Origin of the sequence: Antrihabitans stalagmiti (assembly GCF_016482825.1) — a bacterium.
Lineage (GTDB): Bacteria > Actinomycetota > Actinomycetes > Mycobacteriales > Mycobacteriaceae > Antrihabitans > Antrihabitans stalagmiti.
This window is the reverse complement of record NZ_JAEMNV010000001.1, coordinates 732092-750937: the sequence shown is the minus strand read 5'-3', so window position 1 is coordinate 750937 and position 18846 is coordinate 732092. Positions and strand designations below refer to the sequence as shown.

General features: G+C 63.7%; 16 protein-coding genes and 1 pseudogene. 5 read left to right on the top strand and 12 right to left on the bottom strand.

Features of this window, described 5'->3' with window-relative positions:
- Positions 1–3: 3 nt before the first annotated feature.
- The 6 genes from JGU71_RS03505 to JGU71_RS03480 all read right to left on the bottom strand — a co-directional run bounded on the left by JGU71_RS03505 (position 4) and on the right by JGU71_RS03480 (position 7407).
- Positions 4–276: a HypC/HybG/HupF family hydrogenase formation chaperone gene (locus JGU71_RS03505; RefSeq protein ID WP_199702008.1), complete on the bottom strand. Its 273-nt coding sequence runs from the start codon at positions 274–276 to the stop codon at positions 4–6.
- A gap of 33 nt (positions 277–309) precedes the next feature.
- Complete coding sequence (gene hypE, locus JGU71_RS03500; RefSeq protein ID WP_233528596.1) at positions 310–1422, bottom strand: hydrogenase expression/formation protein HypE; 1113 nt, start codon at positions 1420–1422, stop codon at positions 310–312.
- Positions 1419–2123, bottom strand: a complete 705-nt coding sequence (locus JGU71_RS03495) for a D-sedoheptulose-7-phosphate isomerase (protein WP_199702006.1) — start codon at positions 2121–2123, stop codon at positions 1419–1421. The genes hypE and JGU71_RS03495 overlap by 4 nt, the downstream gene beginning before the upstream one ends.
- The gene (locus JGU71_RS03490) at positions 2120–2887 is read right to left on the bottom strand and encodes a hydrogenase assembly protein HupF (RefSeq protein WP_199702004.1); all 768 of its coding nucleotides are present in this window, start codon (positions 2885–2887) and stop codon (positions 2120–2122) included. Before JGU71_RS03490 ends, JGU71_RS03495 begins: the two co-directional genes overlap by 4 nt.
- Before the next feature lie 5 nt (positions 2888–2892).
- Positions 2893–5229: a carbamoyltransferase HypF gene (gene hypF / locus JGU71_RS03485; protein ID WP_307829474.1), complete on the bottom strand. Its 2337-nt coding sequence runs from the start codon at positions 5227–5229 to the stop codon at positions 2893–2895.
- A 129-nt stretch (positions 5230–5358) separates the two neighbouring features.
- Entirely contained in the window at positions 5359–7407 is a 2049-nt protein-coding gene (locus JGU71_RS03480) for an ABC transporter permease (protein WP_199702000.1), read from the bottom strand.
- Between the two features lie 218 nt (positions 7408–7625).
- Between JGU71_RS03480 and JGU71_RS03475 the strand changes: the two genes are divergently transcribed.
- Positions 7626–10700 carry an ATP-binding protein gene (locus tag JGU71_RS03475; protein ID WP_199701997.1) on the top strand — a complete coding sequence of 1025 codons (3075 nt, stop codon included), beginning with the start codon at positions 7626–7628 and terminating at the stop codon, positions 10698–10700.
- A 3-nt stretch (positions 10701–10703) separates the two neighbouring features.
- Here JGU71_RS03475 and JGU71_RS29675 read toward each other — a convergent pair whose 3' ends face one another.
- Positions 10704–11447, bottom strand: coding sequence for an LpqN/LpqT family lipoprotein (locus tag JGU71_RS29675; RefSeq protein WP_199701994.1), 744 nt, complete (start codon positions 11445–11447; stop codon positions 10704–10706).
- A gap of 42 nt (positions 11448–11489) precedes the next feature.
- The gene (gene lpqN, locus JGU71_RS03465; protein ID WP_199701991.1) at positions 11490–12233 is read right to left on the bottom strand and encodes an envelope biogenesis lipoprotein LpqN; all 744 of its coding nucleotides are present in this window, start codon (positions 12231–12233) and stop codon (positions 11490–11492) included.
- 181 nt (positions 12234–12414) lie between these two features.
- Here lpqN and JGU71_RS03460 point away from each other — a divergent pair.
- Positions 12415–13095: pseudogene (locus JGU71_RS03460) on the top strand (neutral zinc metallopeptidase); the annotation flags it as partial.
- Positions 13096–13151: 56 nt separating this feature from the next.
- Positions 13152–13787: a neutral zinc metallopeptidase gene (locus JGU71_RS29670; RefSeq protein WP_372433082.1), complete on the top strand. Its 636-nt coding sequence runs from the start codon at positions 13152–13154 to the stop codon at positions 13785–13787.
- A 21-nt stretch (positions 13788–13808) separates the two neighbouring features.
- Here JGU71_RS29670 and JGU71_RS03455 read toward each other — a convergent pair whose 3' ends face one another.
- The 4 genes from JGU71_RS03455 to JGU71_RS03440 form a co-directional block, all read right to left on the bottom strand.
- The gene (locus tag JGU71_RS03455) at positions 13809–14087 is read right to left on the bottom strand and encodes a response regulator transcription factor (RefSeq protein ID WP_233528593.1); all 279 of its coding nucleotides are present in this window, start codon (positions 14085–14087) and stop codon (positions 13809–13811) included.
- A gap of 151 nt (positions 14088–14238) precedes the next feature.
- Positions 14239–15282: a DUF8320 family protein gene (locus JGU71_RS03450; RefSeq protein WP_199701985.1), complete on the bottom strand. Its 1044-nt coding sequence runs from the start codon at positions 15280–15282 to the stop codon at positions 14239–14241.
- Complete coding sequence (locus JGU71_RS03445; protein ID WP_199701983.1) at positions 15279–16484, bottom strand: sensor histidine kinase; 1206 nt, start codon at positions 16482–16484, stop codon at positions 15279–15281. The genes JGU71_RS03450 and JGU71_RS03445 overlap by 4 nt, the downstream gene beginning before the upstream one ends.
- On the bottom strand, positions 16472–17206 hold the full coding sequence (locus tag JGU71_RS03440; protein ID WP_199701980.1) for a response regulator transcription factor: 735 nt from the start codon (positions 17204–17206) through the stop codon (positions 16472–16474). Before JGU71_RS03440 ends, JGU71_RS03445 begins: the two co-directional genes overlap by 13 nt.
- Before the next feature lie 572 nt (positions 17207–17778).
- On the opposite strand from JGU71_RS03440, the gene JGU71_RS03435 reads away from it, so the two are divergent.
- Together JGU71_RS03435 and JGU71_RS03430 are read left to right on the top strand one after the other, a co-directional pair.
- Positions 17779–18453 carry a M23 family metallopeptidase gene (locus tag JGU71_RS03435; RefSeq protein ID WP_199701977.1) on the top strand — a complete coding sequence of 225 codons (675 nt, stop codon included), beginning with the start codon at positions 17779–17781 and terminating at the stop codon, positions 18451–18453.
- Positions 18454–18460: 7 nt separating this feature from the next.
- Complete coding sequence (locus JGU71_RS03430) at positions 18461–18829, top strand: BlaI/MecI/CopY family transcriptional regulator (RefSeq protein WP_199701974.1); 369 nt, start codon at positions 18461–18463, stop codon at positions 18827–18829.
- Positions 18830–18846 lie beyond the last annotated feature (17 nt).

The window sequence follows — 18846 nt, the reverse complement described above, 5'->3', positions numbered from 1 at the left end:
ACCTCACGCTATCTGTGACGAGTTGAATGCGTCGATCTCGTTGACGTAGTCGGCGCCCATCTTCTGAACCTGATCGAGGGTCAGCTGAGCCTCGAGTTCGTCGATCTTCGACATCGCGAAGCCGACGTGGACGAGCACCCAGTCACCGACAACCAAGCCGTCGTCAGCGAGCAGGCGGACACTGATGATCCGCCTGATTCCGTTGACGTCGACCTTGGCGAGGTGCTGCTCGGCGTCGACGATGTCCACGACCTGTCCAGGGATTCCCAAGCACATCGTGGTCCTCCTTTCTCCGAAGTACGAAGTTGCTCAGCAGATACGGGGGAGGGGGTCGCCGACGAGCATGTCGACGATGCGGCTGCCACCGAATGCGGTACGTAGCGCGACGATGCCCTGTGGGTCGCTCAAGATCTCACCGATCACCGCTGCAGACGCGCCGAGCCGATGCGCTCGTAGTGCGGCAAGCGCGGCATCGGTCTGCTCCGGCGGTACGACGGCGATGAACTTTCCTTCGTTCGCTACGTACAGCGGGTCGATGCCGAGCATGTCGCAGGCGCCGAGCACCTGCGGCAGGATCGGCAGTGTCGCCTCGTCCAGAATCACTGCGACACCGGCAGTTTGGGCGAGCTCGTTCGCAACCGTCCCGACGCCACCGCGGGTGGCGTCACGCATCCAACGAGTGTCGGGTGCTGCAGCGAGCATCGCTTCGACGAGCCCGTTGACGGGCGCGGTATCGGAGTCGATGTCGGCTTCGATCGCGAGTTCGCCGCGTGCCAGCATGACGGCCATACCGTGCTCGCCGATGGTGCCGGACACGATGATGCGGTCACCCGGGCGGACGAGATCGGCGGAGAGTCGGCGTCCTGCGGGAATCAGTCCGACACCGGCGGTGGAGATGTAGAGACCGTCGGCTGCGCCTCTGCCGACGACCTTGGTGTCGCCGGTGACGATCTGCACACCCGCGGCCGCGGCGGACTCCCGCATGTCGCTGACGAACTGTTGCAGCCGACCGATCTCGAAACCTTCTTCGATGACAAACGCGGCCGATAGCCATTGTGGCCGTGCGCCGGAGACGGCAAGGTCGTTGACCGTGCCGTGCACAGCCAGATTGCCGATCGATCCGCCGGGAAACCGCAACGGCTGAACGACGTAGGAATCCGTCGAGAACGCCAGTCGCTCGCCCGACGGCAGTGCGAGGACGGCCGCGTCACCGAGTTGTTCCAACTCCGGGTTGCGGAATGCTTCCAGGAACACCGCATCGGTGAGCGCCGCCGACGACTTACCACCGGCACCGTGGGCGAGCGTAATGACCGTGTCCAGCAGCCGGGGTCTACGTTTGCGGAACGCGTCGATGCGTTCGAGCACTCGATCCTCACGGGCTTCCGACATCGACCGATCCGCGCCGACCTGAGAACTTGTCATGAATGTGCTCCTGACGTGGCTGTCGCTGCGGCCCTTGTGTTGTGCGCCATGTGCTGTTGCATCGCCGACCACAGGTGATAGCCGATGACGGCGTGACTTTCCTGGATCCGGTGGATACTTTGCGATCGGATCGTGAAGCAGAAGTCGAGGTAGTCCGCGACTGCCATACGTCCGCCGTCGTGACCGGCGAACCCGATGGTCAACAGCCCACGCTTCTTCGCCTCTGTCAGCGCCGTCATCAAGTCGTCGGAGTTCCCCGACGTCGACAGGGCGATCGCGACGTCACGCTCCGTGGCGTGAGCGATGATCTGTCGCGAGAAGATCAGGTCGAATCCGACGTCGTTTCCGAGTGCGGTCACCACCGACATGTCGGCTGCGAGCGACCAGGCCGCGACGGGACGACCGCGTGCGGGACGGCTGAACAGCGACGCCAATGTTGCAGCGTCGGTAGAGCTTCCGCCGTTGCCGAAGGTATAGAGCCTGCCGCCGCGAGCGAAGCGCTGTGCCATGTCGGCGCCGGCGGCATCGACGGAGTCTCCCCATTCCTGCAACGATGCGTGCTGCAACTTCTTGCTGACGTCGGCTTTGCCGCGTGCCGACGAGGCAAGGTCGCGAAGCAGAGCACTTGCGTCCGTCTCCTCGCCATCGATGAACGGGTAGAGGAAATTGGTGTTGTCGCCGGTGCCCTCGGGAGCGTTCATAGCGCCGTCCCCGTCGTGTCGTCGATCTTCGTGATCGCGGTACCGCCGTGCACAAGCAGCAGATCGTTCACCGAAACCTCGCCGAGCACAGTCACATCCACGAATTCCTCACCGGTTGCGGTCCGCACCAACGCCGAATCCATGACGTCGGCAGGCGGAACGAGGACCTCGGCAAGGCGGCCCTGGTCGCTGCACGTGATGCAGACCTCGTCGGTGCAGTCGGCATCCCGCGCCGGTTCCGTCATCAGCCCCGGGTGCTCGAAGCACACGTGCGTCAGTTCCCAGAGCAGGTGATACATCAACACGAATCGCCCGGTCGCGGGCACCATCGGATCGTCGGACGCGACCCAGAGGGTGTGGTCGGCGCTCCCAGGGGCGGGCCGCGGACCGTAGCCGATCCAGATCGTATCGGCGCCCCACACCGGGGCTCGCCTCATGACGTCGAGTACTTGCGGATCGTCGGCCGATGCCACCGCGATGATCACATCACCCGGACGGGTCGCCACTCGGCACTGAGCCACGGGGTCGACCTCGACGAGCGCGACGGAGGGCAGCGCCCGTTTGCCCATGATGACGGGGTGGACGAATTCGACGGCGATGTGGTGCGCATGTGGTTCCCACTGCGGCGAGATGGCCCAGAGCGTTGCGCCCGCGCTGAATCTACGTGCCAATGCCAGGGCCGCGGCCGCGAGATCCGCGGACAGATCGGCATCGATCAACTCCGTGTCGGTCGATTCGAGGTCCACCGGCGCACTGGCTGTCATCGCGGCTACTCCGTTTCATCGATCCTTGCGTAACGTGCGCGTCCGACGACGGCTTGGCCTATGGAGAGACCACCGTCGTTGCACGGCACCTTTTCGTGGCACAGGACTTCGAAGCCTCTGTCTTGCAACGTAGTTCGCATGACGCGCAGCAGTATCCGATTGCCGAACACACCACCCGTGAGCCCGATCGTCGACACCTGCGATCGTCGAGCGAGGTCGGCCGCCAACTCTGCTGCCGCCGAGGCGAGCGCGAGGTGGAAGCCGAGGGCGAGGTCTGCGGGTGCGAGCCCGGACCGCAGGCCGTCGAGCAGTTCACGCAGCAGACCGCCGAGTCGAAGTTCGTCGCCCTCGATCGCCATGTGCAGTGGAATTGCGTTGTGTGCCGACCGCGCAAGGGTTTCGAGTTCGATCGCAGCCTGCGCCTCGTAGCTGACCCGGTGGCACACGCCGAGCAGTGACGAGACGCCGTCGAACAGTCGCCCGATGCTGGTGGTGCGGATGCAGCCGGTACCCGAAGCCAGTTGTGACGCAACCAGTTTGCGCTCGGCTGGATCCAGTGTCGCGGTTGCTCCCGGTGCGTCGATGCCGACCTCGTGCAGCAATGCGAGTGCGGTCCGGACCGGGTTTCGAACGGCGGCGTCCCCGCCTGGAAGTAGAAACGACTGCAGATGCCCGACCCGTATGGCGTCCTCGACGTTCGGTCCGACAAGCAGCAGCTCGCCACCCCACACCGTACGGTCGCAGCCGAAACCTGTGCCGTCGAAGGCAATTCCGAGCACTGCGGTGCCGATCCTGCCGTGTTCGGCGAGCAGCGAAGCCACATGTGCATGGTGATGCTGGACAGTGGTGAGAGGGATACCCGTCGTGTCGCTGTGTCGCTCGGCCCACTGCCGAGTCGCGTAGCCGGGATGGTCGTCGGCGACGAGCAGCTTCGGCGTCACCGAATGGAGCGTCATCAACTGGTCGACCGACAGCTCGAAGGCCCGTTGGCTTTCCAGCGTTCCCATGTCGCCGAGGTGCGAGCTGCAGAATGCGTAGTTCTGCCGAGTGAGGCAGAAGGTGTTCTTCACTTCGGCGCCGACAGCGAGCACAACGGGTCCGGTATCGGGAAGAACGATCGGAACGGGTGCGAAGCCGCGGGATCGCCTGATGGGAAGCACGCTGCCGTCCGCCACCGCCAACACCGAATCCTCGCACGGCACTGCGATCTCGCGATCGTGCAGGAGAAACAGGTCGGCCACACCTGATAGGCGGGCCACCGCGTCGTCGTTATCGAAGCAGAGCGGCTCCCCGCTCAGATTTCCCGATGTCATCACCAGATACCGCGCAGCGGGACGGCCGGCAACGGGCGAAAGCAGCAGTTTGTGCACTCCCGAGTAGGCAAGCATGATCCCCAACTCGTCCAGGCCCGGCGCGGCCGACGCCGCGATCGTCCGGCCGGATCGCTTGCGTAGCAGCACTATCGGACCGGCAGACGAGTTCAACGCAGCTGTTTCCGCTGCATCGAGGTGACAGATCTGCTCGACTCCCGCCACGTCTGCTGCCATCACCGCAAACGGTTTGTGCGGCCGGTTCTTCCGTTCCCGCAGACGTGCGACGGCACCGGTATTCGTCGCATCGCAGACCAGGTGGAACCCGCCGATCCCTTTGACGGCGACAACGAGTCCGGCGCCCAGCGCACCGTGAACTTCGGCAAGTACGTTGTCGTCGCCGGTGATTCGGCGGCCGGCCGATAGCGCGACGACGTGCGGTCCACAGTCGTGGCATGAGATCGGCTGAGCATGAAATCGTCGATCGGCTGGATCGGAATACTCCCTCGCGCAGCGTTCGCACATCTCGAACGCGGCCATCGTCGTTGCGGGTCTGTCGTAGGGCAGGTCGGTGATGACCGTCAGCCGCGGACCGCAGTTGGTGCAGTTGATGAACGGATGCCGATAGCGGCGGTCGTCCGGATCACCGAATTCGCGCGAGCAGTCCGTGCACATGGCAACGTCGGGTGACACCAGCGTTCGGGCAGCGGCGGTCCGGCGACTGGCCGATATCTCGAAGACCCGATCGCCTTCGGGTGGACGAGCTTCCCGGACCACGTCGACGACGACGGCGAGGGGTGGCGACTCGGCGTGCAACCGTCGATCGAACTCGTCCAGCGCCCACGTCGGACCCTCGACTTCGATGAACACGCTCGAGTCGTCGTTGCCGCAGTAGCCACTCAAGTGCAGTTCGCCGGCGAGCCGCGCGACGAAGGGCCGGAAGCCGACGCCCTGGACAATGCCACGCACGATCGTCCGTCGGCGTTCGATCGTGTTGCCGACGATGGATTCTCGTTCTAGCTGCGTGCTCACAACCGAGTCCACATTGCTCGAGTCCACATCGATGTCGGCGCCTGCGTCGAATGGGCTGACTCGACTATGGGCGCAACTTCGATCTTGCTCCTGGCGCGAGCGCGGGGCAAGGGCAGCGAGAGGCCAGTATCAGACCTTGGACGGCGGAGCCACCGGCTTGTCGGTGTCGGTACGGACCGGTGTTGCTCCGCCCTTGGCAGCTGCGGCAAGACACCAGCCGTACAGCGCGATCAAGCCCAGCCAGAACAGGCCGACGACGATGTAGGCCGCGGTCCACAACCACGCTGGAACGTCGTCCTTGATTTCACGCTGCAGGAAGCCGGGTTCGGTCATGGCGTCGACTCGCTGGCCGTCGGTGACGAGGATTCGGCGACCTTTGTCGGCAGTGATGGCGGGGTCGTCGGGTGCGTACAGCGGAAGCGCGGACATGTTGGTCGGCGCGGTGTGCAGGCGGACGAGGGTTTTCCAGCTGCCGTAGAGCGGCAACGGTTCGGCGCTGCGGTACTGGCCCGTTACGCCGGTCGGCACCATCTCGACGCGCATGATGCCCGGCACGTCCGCGATCGGGTCGCGTGGCAGCGTCGTGACGTCCGCAGACCGATGCCGACCTTGCCACGCCAGAGCGTAGAACCAGATCTTGCCGTCTTCGGCGATGTTCACCGGTTCCACATCGACGGTCACGAAGGCGGTGCATTTGGACGTTGTCGTGCCGCAGGTTTCCGCAGCGCCGTCCACATAGTCCAGTGCGACACGCGCCTCGAAGTCGATGGGGTCCTGCGGTGTATAGGCGGCCATCAGACCTATGAACAGCCCCATTCCGAGCAAGCCTGCACCGTGTCGTCGCCAGGGGATCTCGTTGCTGTTCAACGTGCCGGTCTGGCCGCGTTTCCAATACCCGAAGATCGATTCACCCGGTCCTACGAGGAACGTCAACTTGAACCTGCGCAGTAGGTCGGCAATGGCGTCGAAGGTCAACTCGTCGTCGGTGTCGGGGCGACTCGCAGTGTCCTGTAGTTGCCGGACGTGCCAGGAGCCGAGCAATCCGCCACCGACCGCCGCCGCTGTGCCGACCGCGAGCATCAGCGGTAGCGCAGAGCCGGGAATCGGTTGGGGGAGTGGCATGAAGAACTGCGACCAGACCCATTCCGCCGCGAGGCCGAGGGTTCCGATCAGCACGCCGGAGGTGATCCAGAAGGTAAGTCCGCGACGCGGTGACACCACGAGTGCGACGATCTCTACCAGGATCGCGGCGGGCAATAGCAATAGGAACCGGGCGAGCAGTACATCGTCGACCAATGCGGTGGAGCCGAGCAGAATCAGGTGAGCGATCAGATAGACGACCCAGGCAAGCAGCGCGCCGCCGGGTCCGAAGTAGGCGCGCACACCGGTGAAGATCCAGCCCGCGAGAAAACCGACGATGATGAATTGCGTTGCCATCGGGAACTGCGGCACCCCGAGATCGAACTCCATCAGGAACGCGAAGGGCACGATGCACAGCGAAAGCATGATCGCGCCGCGCAGTCGGCCACCGAAACCCATCGCGCCGGCTGCACCGACCTGACGTGCTTCGGCCTGTAGCAGCGCCAGCCCGATCACGCAGGTCACCGCGCCGCCGATCATCATGACGTGCGTCGGTCCCCATTCGGTGACGTCCTGACCGAAGAGGCGGTGCCAGAGGTCGTCGGAAGGGAAGCCTGCCAACGCGATGACGCCGGCCCCGATGATCACGATCGAACCGAGTGGCGCCCGGATTGCCGGACCGATTGCGATTGTGCGACGGGGCAATTCGCCCTTGGCGAGCACCGCGCTGATGATGCCGATGTTGAAGATCGCGAGAAGGGCAAGGAAGATCGGGTAGTGCGACGGGTTCGCGAGCGGGCCCTCGTCGCGACCGTTCTGCATGTGCAGCGCAACGTCCCACCACACGCCGAACCCCGCGGTCAGCAGGGATACGACAAGGGCGTACGACGGAAGCCCGACCCAGCGAGGCAAACGGTCCTTGGTGGCGACCCAGTCGGCGAGTCGACCGATGGCCGTCGGCTTTCCCGCTGTTTCGCGCCACATCAACCAGATGGTCGGCAGGGTGGCTGCGAGGGTGATGGCGAAGGCGATGATCACTTCACCGATTGCGGCGCCGCCTGCTGGTGGTGCTGGGACTTCGGTTTGCGCGTACAACATGACATGTCCTCCGGAACGACAACTCTGACGTCGGATTTATGACGTTACTACAAGTCACAGATAAATAGGCAACGGTTCCTGTAGTAGTGCGCTGAACACAACGTACGTGTGGTCAGGGAGAAGACCTACGCCTCTCGAACTACAATTTCGACCGATACGGACCGTCGGCGACTGGTCTACGGCGCTTTCGACGCGCCACCTCACGATTGGGGCACCAGTTGGAATATCAGCTCCTCGGGTCGATGGAGGTGTGGCACAGCGGCACGCTGCTCGCGCTCGGCGGCGTGAAGCAGCGAGCTGTTCTTGCGATTCTGTTGCTCAATGCCGATGCGATCGTCGAATACGACCGCTTGATCGACTCGGTCTGGAACGACACTCCACCGGCGAAAGCGGTTGCCTCCCTTCGAGCCTATGTCGCCAACCTGCGTCGCGTAATCGACGCCGACCAGCCCGGCGGAATCGGGCGACTCGAGACGCACTCCTATGGCTACCGTCTGAATCTCGCCGACGACTATCTCGACATCCGGCAGTTCGACGAGCTCGCCGCGAAAGGACGCGCCGCGTTGCTCGCGGGCAACCCCGCGCTGGCAGACGCCACGTTCGCGCGGGCAATCGCGTTGTGGCGCGGCACGCCGCTCGCGGATTTCCGCGACCACAGCTTCGCGGACGCAGAGGTATGCCGACTCGACGCACTTCGATACGACGTCGCCGAAGCACGATTCGACGCCGGTCTGCTGCTCGGCCGCGACACCGAACTGATCGCCGACATCGAAGCGCAATTGGCGACCTCGCCGTTACACGAACGTATGTGGGGCCAGCTGATGCTGGCGATGTACCGGTCCGGCCGTCGCGCCGACGCGCTGCACGCCTACCGCCGCGCGTGCGACATTCTCGAAAGCGAGCTCGCCGTCGCTCCGGGCGCCGCGCTACAGTCGTTGGCCGACGACGTGCGGCGGCAATCACCCGAATTGGACTGGACGCCGATTCGGACGACGCTGCGGGCGGCCCCGAAACCGCCGCAAGCACCGAAGACCGTGTTCGGACGCGACGACGAAAGTGACCGGCTTCGACGCCTGCTCGGAGCAGGCAGGCACGGGCACGTTGTCGTCCTTTCGGGCGAAAGTGGGGTCGGCAAGACCATGCTCGCGTCGGCGGTGCTCGACGAAGCGGCAGAGCAGTCGATGGTCACCGCGTGGTCTGCGCACCCCGCCGGCATCAGCAGGCCGGCACTGTGGACCTGGACGCAGGTGGTCCGTTCACTCTGTTCCTCGGCCGATCCACTGCGACTGCGGCGCGCGCACGACATCGCACCCGGCGTGATCGCAGCGCTCGCACCCGAACGGCAACAGCCCGGCACCGTCGGCGAGGCAGCGACCGGATTCGAGCTGATCGAGGGAACCGCGCGCCTGATCTGCGAGCTGACAACCGATCGCCCGACCGTCGTCGTACTCGACGATGTCCACCGCGCCGACAAGGCCACCTACGACGTACTGGAGTTGCTGTCGGGATCACTGCACCGAATTCCGCTTGTGATCATCGCGACCTGGCAGGACGGTGGCACCGATGTGCCGTTGCGGCACAAAGCATTCGACCGGGTGCTCAGCTGCACCGAGACGACGTTGATCAAGTTGCGAGGTATCGACGACGACTCGGTCGCCGAGTTGATTCGCGCCGAGACGTCGGTGACGCCGACCGCCGAACTCGTAACGCAGGTCCGTGCGCGCACCGGCGGAAATCCGTTCTACATCCGCGAACTCGTGAGGCTGCTACGCAGCCACGGTGAGCTCGATGCGACGACACGGACGATCGTCATCGACGAAGTTCCCGATGCGGTCGCCGGCGTGATTCGACGACGAACAGCGGAACTGCCACGCCACACCAGAACGGCGCTCGGGATCGGCGCCGTTGTCGGCGCTGTCTGTGACGCAGGGATTCTCGCCGAAGTGCTCGGCCTCGACCTGACCTCGGTTGTCGATCGGCTTGCGCCCGCGGTTCGAGCTGGCTTGATCTCCGATCTCGACGTTCGGTCAGGGCAGTTTCGGTTCAGCCACGGCCTCGTTCGCAATGCAATAGTCGGTCAGCTGTCGAGCACGACATTGGCTGCGGCACACGCCGACATCGCAAGGGTCTGGACGCGTCGGTCGGCCGACATCGACTACGAGACGGCCATCGCAGCGGCGGATCACGCCTGGCGAGCCGGCGACCGGATCGACCCGGAATCGGCACTCGCACATATCGATCGGGCACTTGCCTTCTCCGCTGCGAGATCGGCGTACGCGGAAATCGTCGGACTCGACCGGCGAGGAGTCGAACTCTGCAGACGACTACCGGACGGGCCACAGCGAGCAGAGCGAGAAGCTGCGCTGTGGTTGCAGCTTGCGTCGGCCTCGGCGATCGTCGAGGGTCAGAACGCACCGAGCGTCGTCGAAGCGCTGCACAACGCGTTCGACGCGGGCACGACGCAACGCTCGACCGGCCAGTTCAATGCCGGTGTGGCATTGCGCGCCCTGATGGTCTGCGGCGCGGGTCGCTACCGCGAAGGCGGCGCGCTCGCCGACGGACTGATCGCGCAGTTCCAGGCAACCGGCGATCCGGTCGCCGGTGTGGCCGGGTACTACATTCGTGCGATGGTCGCGTTTATGCAGGGCGACCTCGATTCGAGCCTTGTTGCACTCGACTCGTTGGAGCACACGGTTCCTCCGGTCGATATCGACGTCGTCGGGCCGATGCTCGCCTTCGATTCCCGTGGTCACGTGATCTCCGCCTGGATTCACGCGTTGCGCGGCGACACCGCAAGGGGCCGGGCGTACGCGTATGCGGCCATCGATATCGCTACGACGCGCGGCGACGGCTTCGGCGCGGCCGTGGCAAAAGTCGGTCTGATTCAGTTGGATGCGATGATCGGAAAGGTCACGGACACAGCATTACTGGCGGAGCAGATCTTCGATGATCTCGCCAACGCAGGTATGGATCAGATCGCTGCATCCGCGCACATCATCGGGGCGTGGGCACGGGCGCTCGAACCCGGCGGCGACGATACGTCGGATCTCATCAGAACTGCACTGGAGAAACATTCAGCGGGTGGGTCCCGCATCATGACGCCGTTGTATCTGGCGTTGCTTTCCGACGTCGAGGCGACGCACGGAGCGGGCGATGTGGCGCGAACGACGTTGCATCGTGCCGAATTGATCGCGACCGCAACGGGCGAAAGGGTCTGGGACAGCCAATTGGCCGCACGCAAACGTAGTCTGCGTGCGGCCGACAATCGTGCTCGTTCCGATACTGCAGGGTGAGATCTACGGCGTGATCGTGGTGCCGTCGTCGACCGCCGACGTCGCAGAACCGAGGATGTCCTGCAGCGTTTCGTCGCTGGTGCCGTTGAGCTGGAGCACGTAGATGGCGCCGTCGGCGCCGGTGATGACTGCGGTCTTCTGAGCGATGACGTACGTCGTCCCGCTGTCTTCGAAGGTCGCGGCGATCTGATAGGCCGGGAAGCCACTCAGAGTGCCTTCCTCACCTTCCAGCAGCGGTGCATAGTTCGGCAGGTTCTTGACCTCGCCGCCGGCGTATTCGATCAGCTTCTTCGCATCGACGTTGCCTTCGAGCTTGGAGAGGATGGCGATGAAGTTGGGCGGGAAGTCGGTGTTCGCGGCTTCCGGACCCGTGTAGACGATCGCAGCGTAGGAGTCGTCGCCCTGATCGACGACTTCCCAGCCCTCCGGGATCGGCAGGTCGATGGTCGGTGCGCCCGGATCGCCAGGCTTGACGGGTGTTTCGATGATCTTCTCGTCGGCGATGTACGTCGCGATCGTCTCGTTGGCAGCGGCTGTGTCGCCGGACTTCGGTGTGAGCTTGCTCTTCGGTGCCTTGCCGGAGGCCTCGGCGCTGCTCGACTTGCTCGCCGAGGACGTCGCCGCGCTCGTAGTGGACGTCGAAGCCGACGAATCCGACTTGTCGTCGCTGCTGCAGCCGACGAGCGCAATACTCACCGCAAGTGCGCCTGCCGCGATGGCGGCGGTCGCAGTTCTCGAATTCTTCACGTGGTGAACTCCTTGGTATGGGTGTAGCCGAAGTCGATCGAATCAGGGTGTGATCGTGACGTTTTCGTCGATGAACGTGGTGACGTCCTTGATGACATCGATCTGCGCCTCGGCGCCGTCGACGTTGAACTGCATCACGTAGGTGCCGTCGGAACCCTCGACGACAACCGTCTTCTGTGCAGAAATCAGGGTTTCGCCGTTGTCGCCCTTGTAGGTTCCGCCGTATTCGAATGCGGGGAAGTCGTTGAAAGTCGTCTTCGTTCCCTCGGCCAACGGCTCGAAACCGGGCAGGTTCTGCAGTTCACCCCGTGCGAAGGAGAGAAGTTCGTCGGGATCGACGTTTCCGTCGAGCTTCGACATGATCGCGATCACGGTCACCGGGTACTCGCCCGCTTCGGGTCCGCTGTAGAGAATTGCGCCGTATGCGACGTCGGGTGCCTTGTCGTTTGCGTCTTCCCAGCCGTCGGGAATCGGGAGACCGACTGTGGGACTTCCGGCGTCACCGCTGTGCACGACGGTTTCGGTGATGTCGTTGTCGACGATGTAGTCCGCGATGGTCTTGTTCGCGCCCGATCCGGGAGCTTCCGATGTGCGCGGTGTGAGCTTGCTCTTCTTCTCGGTGGTCTTTGCGGAACTCTCGGCCGTGGTCGCCGCAGCGCTGGAACTCGTCGACGAAGACGACGCGGACTTCGAGTCCTCACTGCAACCAACGAGGGACAGGCTCACTGCCACGGCGGCCGCCGCGAGAATCGCGGTTCCTGCTTTCGAGTGCTTCAAATCGATCATTCTCCTGTCGATGCCTGCAGATCCGTACTGCAGAAAATTCCGGTTGGAGCCTAGCTACGGCAGATTGGATTCGGATTGGATTGCCGATTTGTTTCGATCCAACCGATTTCCAACCGCAGATCGGTAACTTTTGTACTTCGACATTCCGAACGAGGACACAGTCTGTAGCGAGGGCGATCCGATGCGTATCAACTCCACTTTTTCGCGTGTACTGGTTGTGTGCGCAACACTCGTTCTCACGGTCGGTGCGTGCGGCGGCAAGGACGCCGACACGTCGTCCGGATCTGCGAGTTCGTCGACATCCGCCGGGTCGGAAGCGCCCGAGGTGAAAGACGTCACGATCGACGGTGATCTTGATAATCCGGTGAACGAGCTTGCCGCCAAGGCGATCTCGGACCTGCAGAACTACTGGGCCGCCGAATACCCGGACCTGTACGGCGAGGCCTACAGGCCCGTCGAAGGTGGCTTCTACGGAGTGATCCCGTCGTCGGGCAAGTTGCCACCGTGTGCAGGCTCGGCCGACGACATCGCTGGCAACGCCTACTACTGCCCGTCCAAAGACGTCATCGCATGGGACGCAGAAGGACTGCTGCCGAATCTTCGCGAACGCTTCGGTGATTTCGTCGTTCCGATCGTCCTCGCCCACGAGTGGGGCCACGCCATTCAGGCGCGGTCGAATTTCGAAGGTCTGACCGTCACCTCCGAGATCCAGGCCGACTGCTTCGCAGGCGTCTGGGCGGCACATGCGATCGACGACGGTGGGTACGACGTGAACGCCGCAGAACTCGACAGCGCGCTCGCCGGTTTCCTCGTGCTTCGCGACGAACCGGGTACCGACTCGGAATCGGAAAACGCACACGGCAGCGGCTTCGACCGCGTCAACGCTTTTCAGAACGGCTTCGACGACGGCGCGACGGAGTGCAAGGCGTACAAGGACGGCACACCTGCGGTCGTCGAACTGCCGTTCAACAACGCCGCCGATGCTGCGAGTGGCGGCAACGCGCCGTACGACCAGATCATCAACGGCGTTCCCTACGACTGGAGGACTACTGGTCGAAGCTGTTTCCGGAACTTTTCCAGAAGACCTGGACCCCCTTGAAGGAGATCAAACCGTTCGACCCGAAGAATCCGCCTGCCTGCGGCGATCAGTCCACCGAGGGGTACGCGCTGTTCTATTGCCCTGCTGATGACTACATCGGATTCGACACCGTCGGCGCGATGCCGTCGTTCTACGAGCGGGGTGGCGATTTCGCGGTCGCCGCGCTACTGGCGACCCAGTACGGAATCGCCGGTGAGTCGAAGGCAGGCGAGGAAACGGATGGCGAGGACGCTTCGCTGCGCGCGGACTGCTTCGCAGGCGGCTGGACGGCGAGTGTCCTGCTCGGCAATCGCGGCGATTCGAGTTCGTACCTTATTTCTCCTGGAGATCTCGACGAAGCCATCGGTGCACTGTTGCTGTTCCGCGGCGACGACGATGCAGAACGACAGGGTTCCGGCTACAAGCGAGTTCAGGCCTACCGCAACGGCGTCGTCAACGGGGCGCAGGCCTGCTGACGGCATGCCGCGCTCGAGCCGTCACAGGTCGTCGATTTCGATCAGTCCGTCCTGTAGCGCTCGGGCCACAAGGGACGCCTTCGTCGGAGCAGGCCGCCCCACGAGGGTGTACTTGGAACGAATGCGGGACAGGTGGGTGTTCACGGTGCCAACCGAAAGGTACATCGCAGCTGCAACAGCAGTTTTCGAGTCACTGCGCAGCCAGACGAGAAGAACCTCCAACTCCCGTGGCGAGAGATTCGGCTGTGCAGTTGCGGGCTGGCGCGGCGCTTCGAAGCGGGCGATATCGTCGAAAGTCATTGTCACGGTGATTGTCTCCAGTGTGCGGCGCATCATCGGCAGCGAAGAAAGTCCCCGACCGACTCGCATTCGCGTTCTGTGACCAAAAACTATCCGCGCGTAACTCCTTGGGACAGACGCGACTTCATTGCCCAACGGATGGGGGTCTTCGTTAGCCGGACGCACGATTAACTGGTCGACCGTCCGACCCGTACTCGATTCGAGTTGTCGACTGTGCGCTCGTCACAAGAACGGTCGCAAGGCTGGATCGTCCGGGCGGCAGGATCCTGACCGTTACCGATCCGGACGTGACAGCTATCAGGTCCGCCGCGATCGCGTCGAGCAGGCGTTCGCGGTCGGCCTGGTCGGCGTCGTCGGCGCCACGGTCGTCGAGCAGGACGACGTCGACCCCGCGACTGCGCGCAAACCGCGCGGCTGCGGCCACCCCCGACGCTGCAAGGGCGGGCGCTCGGAGTGTGTCGCGTAGATGCGCCTCCAACAACGCGCAAGCGAGAACGTCGGACGCCGCAAGCGCACCGCCGATTGCGACCCGTTCGAGGATCGGGCGGGCCAACTCGTCGAGACGATCGAGCTGAAGATCGCGTTCGGAGAGAATCGCGTCGGCCGCAGCTTCCGCTGCTGCCTTTCTGGTGGATCGCTCACGAAGCTCGAAGATCTCGCGCGCAGCCGGTCTCAGGGTCATTGCGAAGAAGGTCGCCATCGCAAGTGGGGCGGCATTCACGACCTGCAGGGTGATCCCCGTGCCGAACCCTTGACCGGTCGACGACGACCAGACAACGCTTACGACGAACATCCCGAGCAACCCGGTCCACGCCGCCAGCGTCCGGCCTCGCACACACATAAACGTGTACAGCGCGGTCGCGGCAGCGCCCGGCCACATCTGCCCACCCGAGGTGATCGGCACGGGCACGACAGCCGTCATGATTGCGAGATTCACCGGGCCCGACGCGGTGAGCGGAATGGTGTAGCGCAGTGGAAGTGGATCGCCGCCGACCGTGATCAAGGTGATCGCACTCGCCGTGGCAATGACAAGGGCGATGCAGACCGGCCACAGCGGGGTTATCCCTTCCCGTGACGAAAATGCCAGTAGAACGAAGGAAAACGAGTAGAACGCAACGATCCACCGCGCGGCGGACGTTTGCATTCCGAGTAATCCACGCAGGTCCGAGACGCGTCGGTCGGGTCGATGGGTCATCGGGGTGCGTTCCACGTCAGGAGCACGCGGGTGCCGTGTCCAGGGCGGGATTCCACAAGTGCGCGGCCGCCGGGCAACTGATTCATGCGGGTACGAATGCTGACCGCGAGACCGAGCCGGTGCGACGGCACTGCCGCGACGTCGAACCCCTTGCCGTTGTCCACAACTTGGACGCGCAGTTCGTCGGGTCGAATCGACACGTCGACAGCGCGGTCGGCGGTCGAGCCGGCATGGCGGACGCTGTTGCGGACTGCTTCGCCGAGGGCTGCTCCGACCGCTCGTGCTGCGTCGGCGGGAACCACCAACGCGGCGGTCGGTTCGACGGCCGTGCGAATAGCGACCGCGGAGTCGGCATCGGTTGCCGCCAACCGAAGATGTGCGAGCACCGCTGCGGTGTCGAAATCACCGTCGGCCGCTGAACTGTTCCGCAAGTCGCTCAGCTGGCTCAACGTGTGCTCGACCTGGTCGAGGACGGTCGAGTTTGCGCCCTGCTGGGTGATCGAGAGCAGAGTCGACATCACCTGATCGTGAATCAGCGCGTCGAACCGTTCGCGCTCGACCGTGCGCGCTTGCTGTGCGGCGGCAGTGGCTGCGGCGGCGTGCGTGCGCAATCTCGTCTCGTCGAGGACGCGACCGGTCCGCATCGCTACGACCGCGGCCGATACGAACAGCGTGCAGAACATCGTCGCGAAACTGATATCCGCCAACAGCATGCTCCGATCGGAACCGCGGACGACGGAATTGATCAGCTGGGCGCCGACACAGGCGACGACGAGATGCGCGTACACCCAGATCGGTCGCCAGACCAACGCCGCTGCGAGGCTGGACAGTCCAGGAAACAGAGTCAGCCAGAAGTTGGTCTGGTCGATCACGTTGTCCGCGGTTGCGCCACGCCCAGACCATGCGATCGGAAACGTGAATACGGCAAAGAGGTAGGTCAGGGCAGCGGTGGTCGCGACGCGGTGAATCAGTCTCCTGCTGTGCCGGAAGCCGACGAGGGCAAGCGCGATTCCCGACCCGAACACCGACACCGCGATGACAGGCGTCCACCACGGCGCAAGAAACCGGCTGAACGAGATGGCGTCGGTGATCAGCAGGGTCAGGTAGATGGCGTATCCAAGGCCGACGAACCGTGCGAACATCCGCAGCAGGCGGTCCGCTGCCGGCTCGTCCGATACGTTGTCGCCCGCTACTGATCCCATGGGATCTGCGGCATCGGCAGTAGCCCGTCTTCGACCGCACGTTTGTAGAGATCGGTCTTGGTTGGTGAAGGTCGTCCGGCTTCGGCGTATTTCGCCCGAATGCGACCGAGGTAGTCCGTGACGGTCTGCGGTGCCAATCCGGTCAGATGTGCGACGCGGGCAGTCTTCTCGCCGGAGGCGTAGAGCGCGAGAACTTCGCGCTGTCGTGGGCTCAGCCCGACGTCCAGCAGTTTGGGGTCGCCGTCGATGGCCGCGGCCCAGTCCGTCGTCACGACCTGCTCGCCGTATGCGGCTGCGCGAATCGCTTCGACGACAACCGCCCGCGCTTCGGATTTTCGAACAACGCCGAGAACGCCGGCTCGCGCCGCGAGGCGAACCATGTACGGATTCTCGGCGCCGGTGAAGACAAGTGTGTCGATACCTGCAGCTCGGAGCAGTTCGACGTTGCCGGTGGGGGAGGACCCGTCACCGAGCCGCAGGTCGAGGATCGCAAGATCGAGTGTCAGGCCGGTGGCGAGCAACTCGGGGACCGTCTGTGCGGTGACCGCGAGCTCGAGGTCGTCTTGGTCGGCCAACATCAGCGTCAGACCCATGACAACCGACTCGTGGTCTTCGACCACGCCGATCCTTCGACGTCCGATCGGCCGGTCGACGGCGACGGTGTGCTCGGTCGCTGTAGGCGGCGGTGACGAATTGTCGGCACGGTCCCTACGAGTTCGCATGAACACAGATCGTCCCCCGTCATCGATATCGCTCCGCTCGATTCTCTGCCAGCGGGCCGCGTGGGGCAATCGTTCGATCGGTATACGTGCGAGGGGCGTTGTATGCAGTAGCTGTCGCCCCTCACCCCGCTGCCGGACGGCGATGGCACGAACTCTTGCATTTCAATCCGGTGCTTTCGACCGGGGATCGAATTTCGAGCTGAATCGCGGTCCGGATCTGGTCTGAACGGATACTTTTTTCAGGCCGTTTCCGCATTCGCAAACCTGCATTTGCGCAACCAGATATCGGTGTCCGGCGACGTGTTGTTGCTGCTCGCGAGCTTGCTCCTGGGCAGCTTTCCAACCCGGAAAATGCGCTTTTCAAACATCACAGGGCCGTTATGTGACCGGCCTAACAGAGTAATCGGGCACACTCTCGATTTCGATCATGAATCATTGCAGGTCAGCCTTGGGATTTACTGGTCAATTCGATGTGCTGAATTCGGACAAATTGTTGATTATTTTAAGATCAACTAGCTGAATATCACGGGCAGATCACAGAAACTATGCTGCTTAGTAGTACGGTCGATCCCATGTTCGAAACCGTTTCGTTACCCAATCGCCCCAACCGTGCAGCTCGCCGCAACTCGAAGGCCGGCCGCTTGATCGCCGCAACCGTCGCAGCAGGCACGCTGCTCGGCGCCTCGTCCGCGGCCGCCATGCCGTCGGGAACAGAGCAGGACGACCAGAACGCCGCGGTCGACGAGCAGGCCATTCGCGCAGATCATGCCGACTGGATGGCCGCGCAGACCCAACGCATCGACGAGGCTCTCCATGCGGCCCGCGAAGCTGAAGCGCACCGACCGAGGTCGGCCGTGCCTGTGGTCGGCCTACTCACGTCGCTCTTCGGGCCGCGCTGGGGCACGTTGCACGGCGGCATCGACATCGCCAACGCCATCGGTACTCCGATCGTCTCCGTCACCGACGGCGTGGTCATCGAGGCAGGCCCTGCTTCGGGCTTCGGTATGTGGGTCCGCGTCCAGCAGGACGACGGCACCATCGCTGTCTACGGTCACGTGAACGAGGCAAGGGTTGTCGCCGGTCAGCACGTCCGCGCCGGAGAGCTGATCGCAACTGTCGGCAACCGTGGTCAGTCGACTGGACCCCACCTGCACTTCGAGGTCTGGGCACCCGGTGGCGCCAAGCTCGATCCGCTCGGCTGGCTTGTCTCGCGTGGCATCCAGCTCGCCGGACCGATCGCGCAGTAGTCGAGCAGTGAAAGATCTCGGTGAACTCGAAGCCGAGGTGATGGACAGATTGTGGGCGGCAACGGAGTATCTCTCCGTCCGCGATCTCGTCGACCGTCTCGGTGAGTCCAAGCGCCTTGCCTATACAACCGTCCTCACAGTCGTCACCCACCTGCACGAAAAGGGTTGGGTCGAGCGTGAGAAGCGGCAACGCGCGTACTACTACCAACCGTCTCGCAGTCGGCGTGATGCCGTTGCTGCTTCGATCCGCGAACTCCTGATGCAGAGTCCCGACGCCCTCGGGGCGTTGGAAGCTTTCGCTGCCACGTTGTCGAAAGCCGAGTACGACGCGGTGCAACGCGGCTGGGAGCAGCGAGGCGACCAGCCGACGTCCTAGGAAACCTCCATACTTGA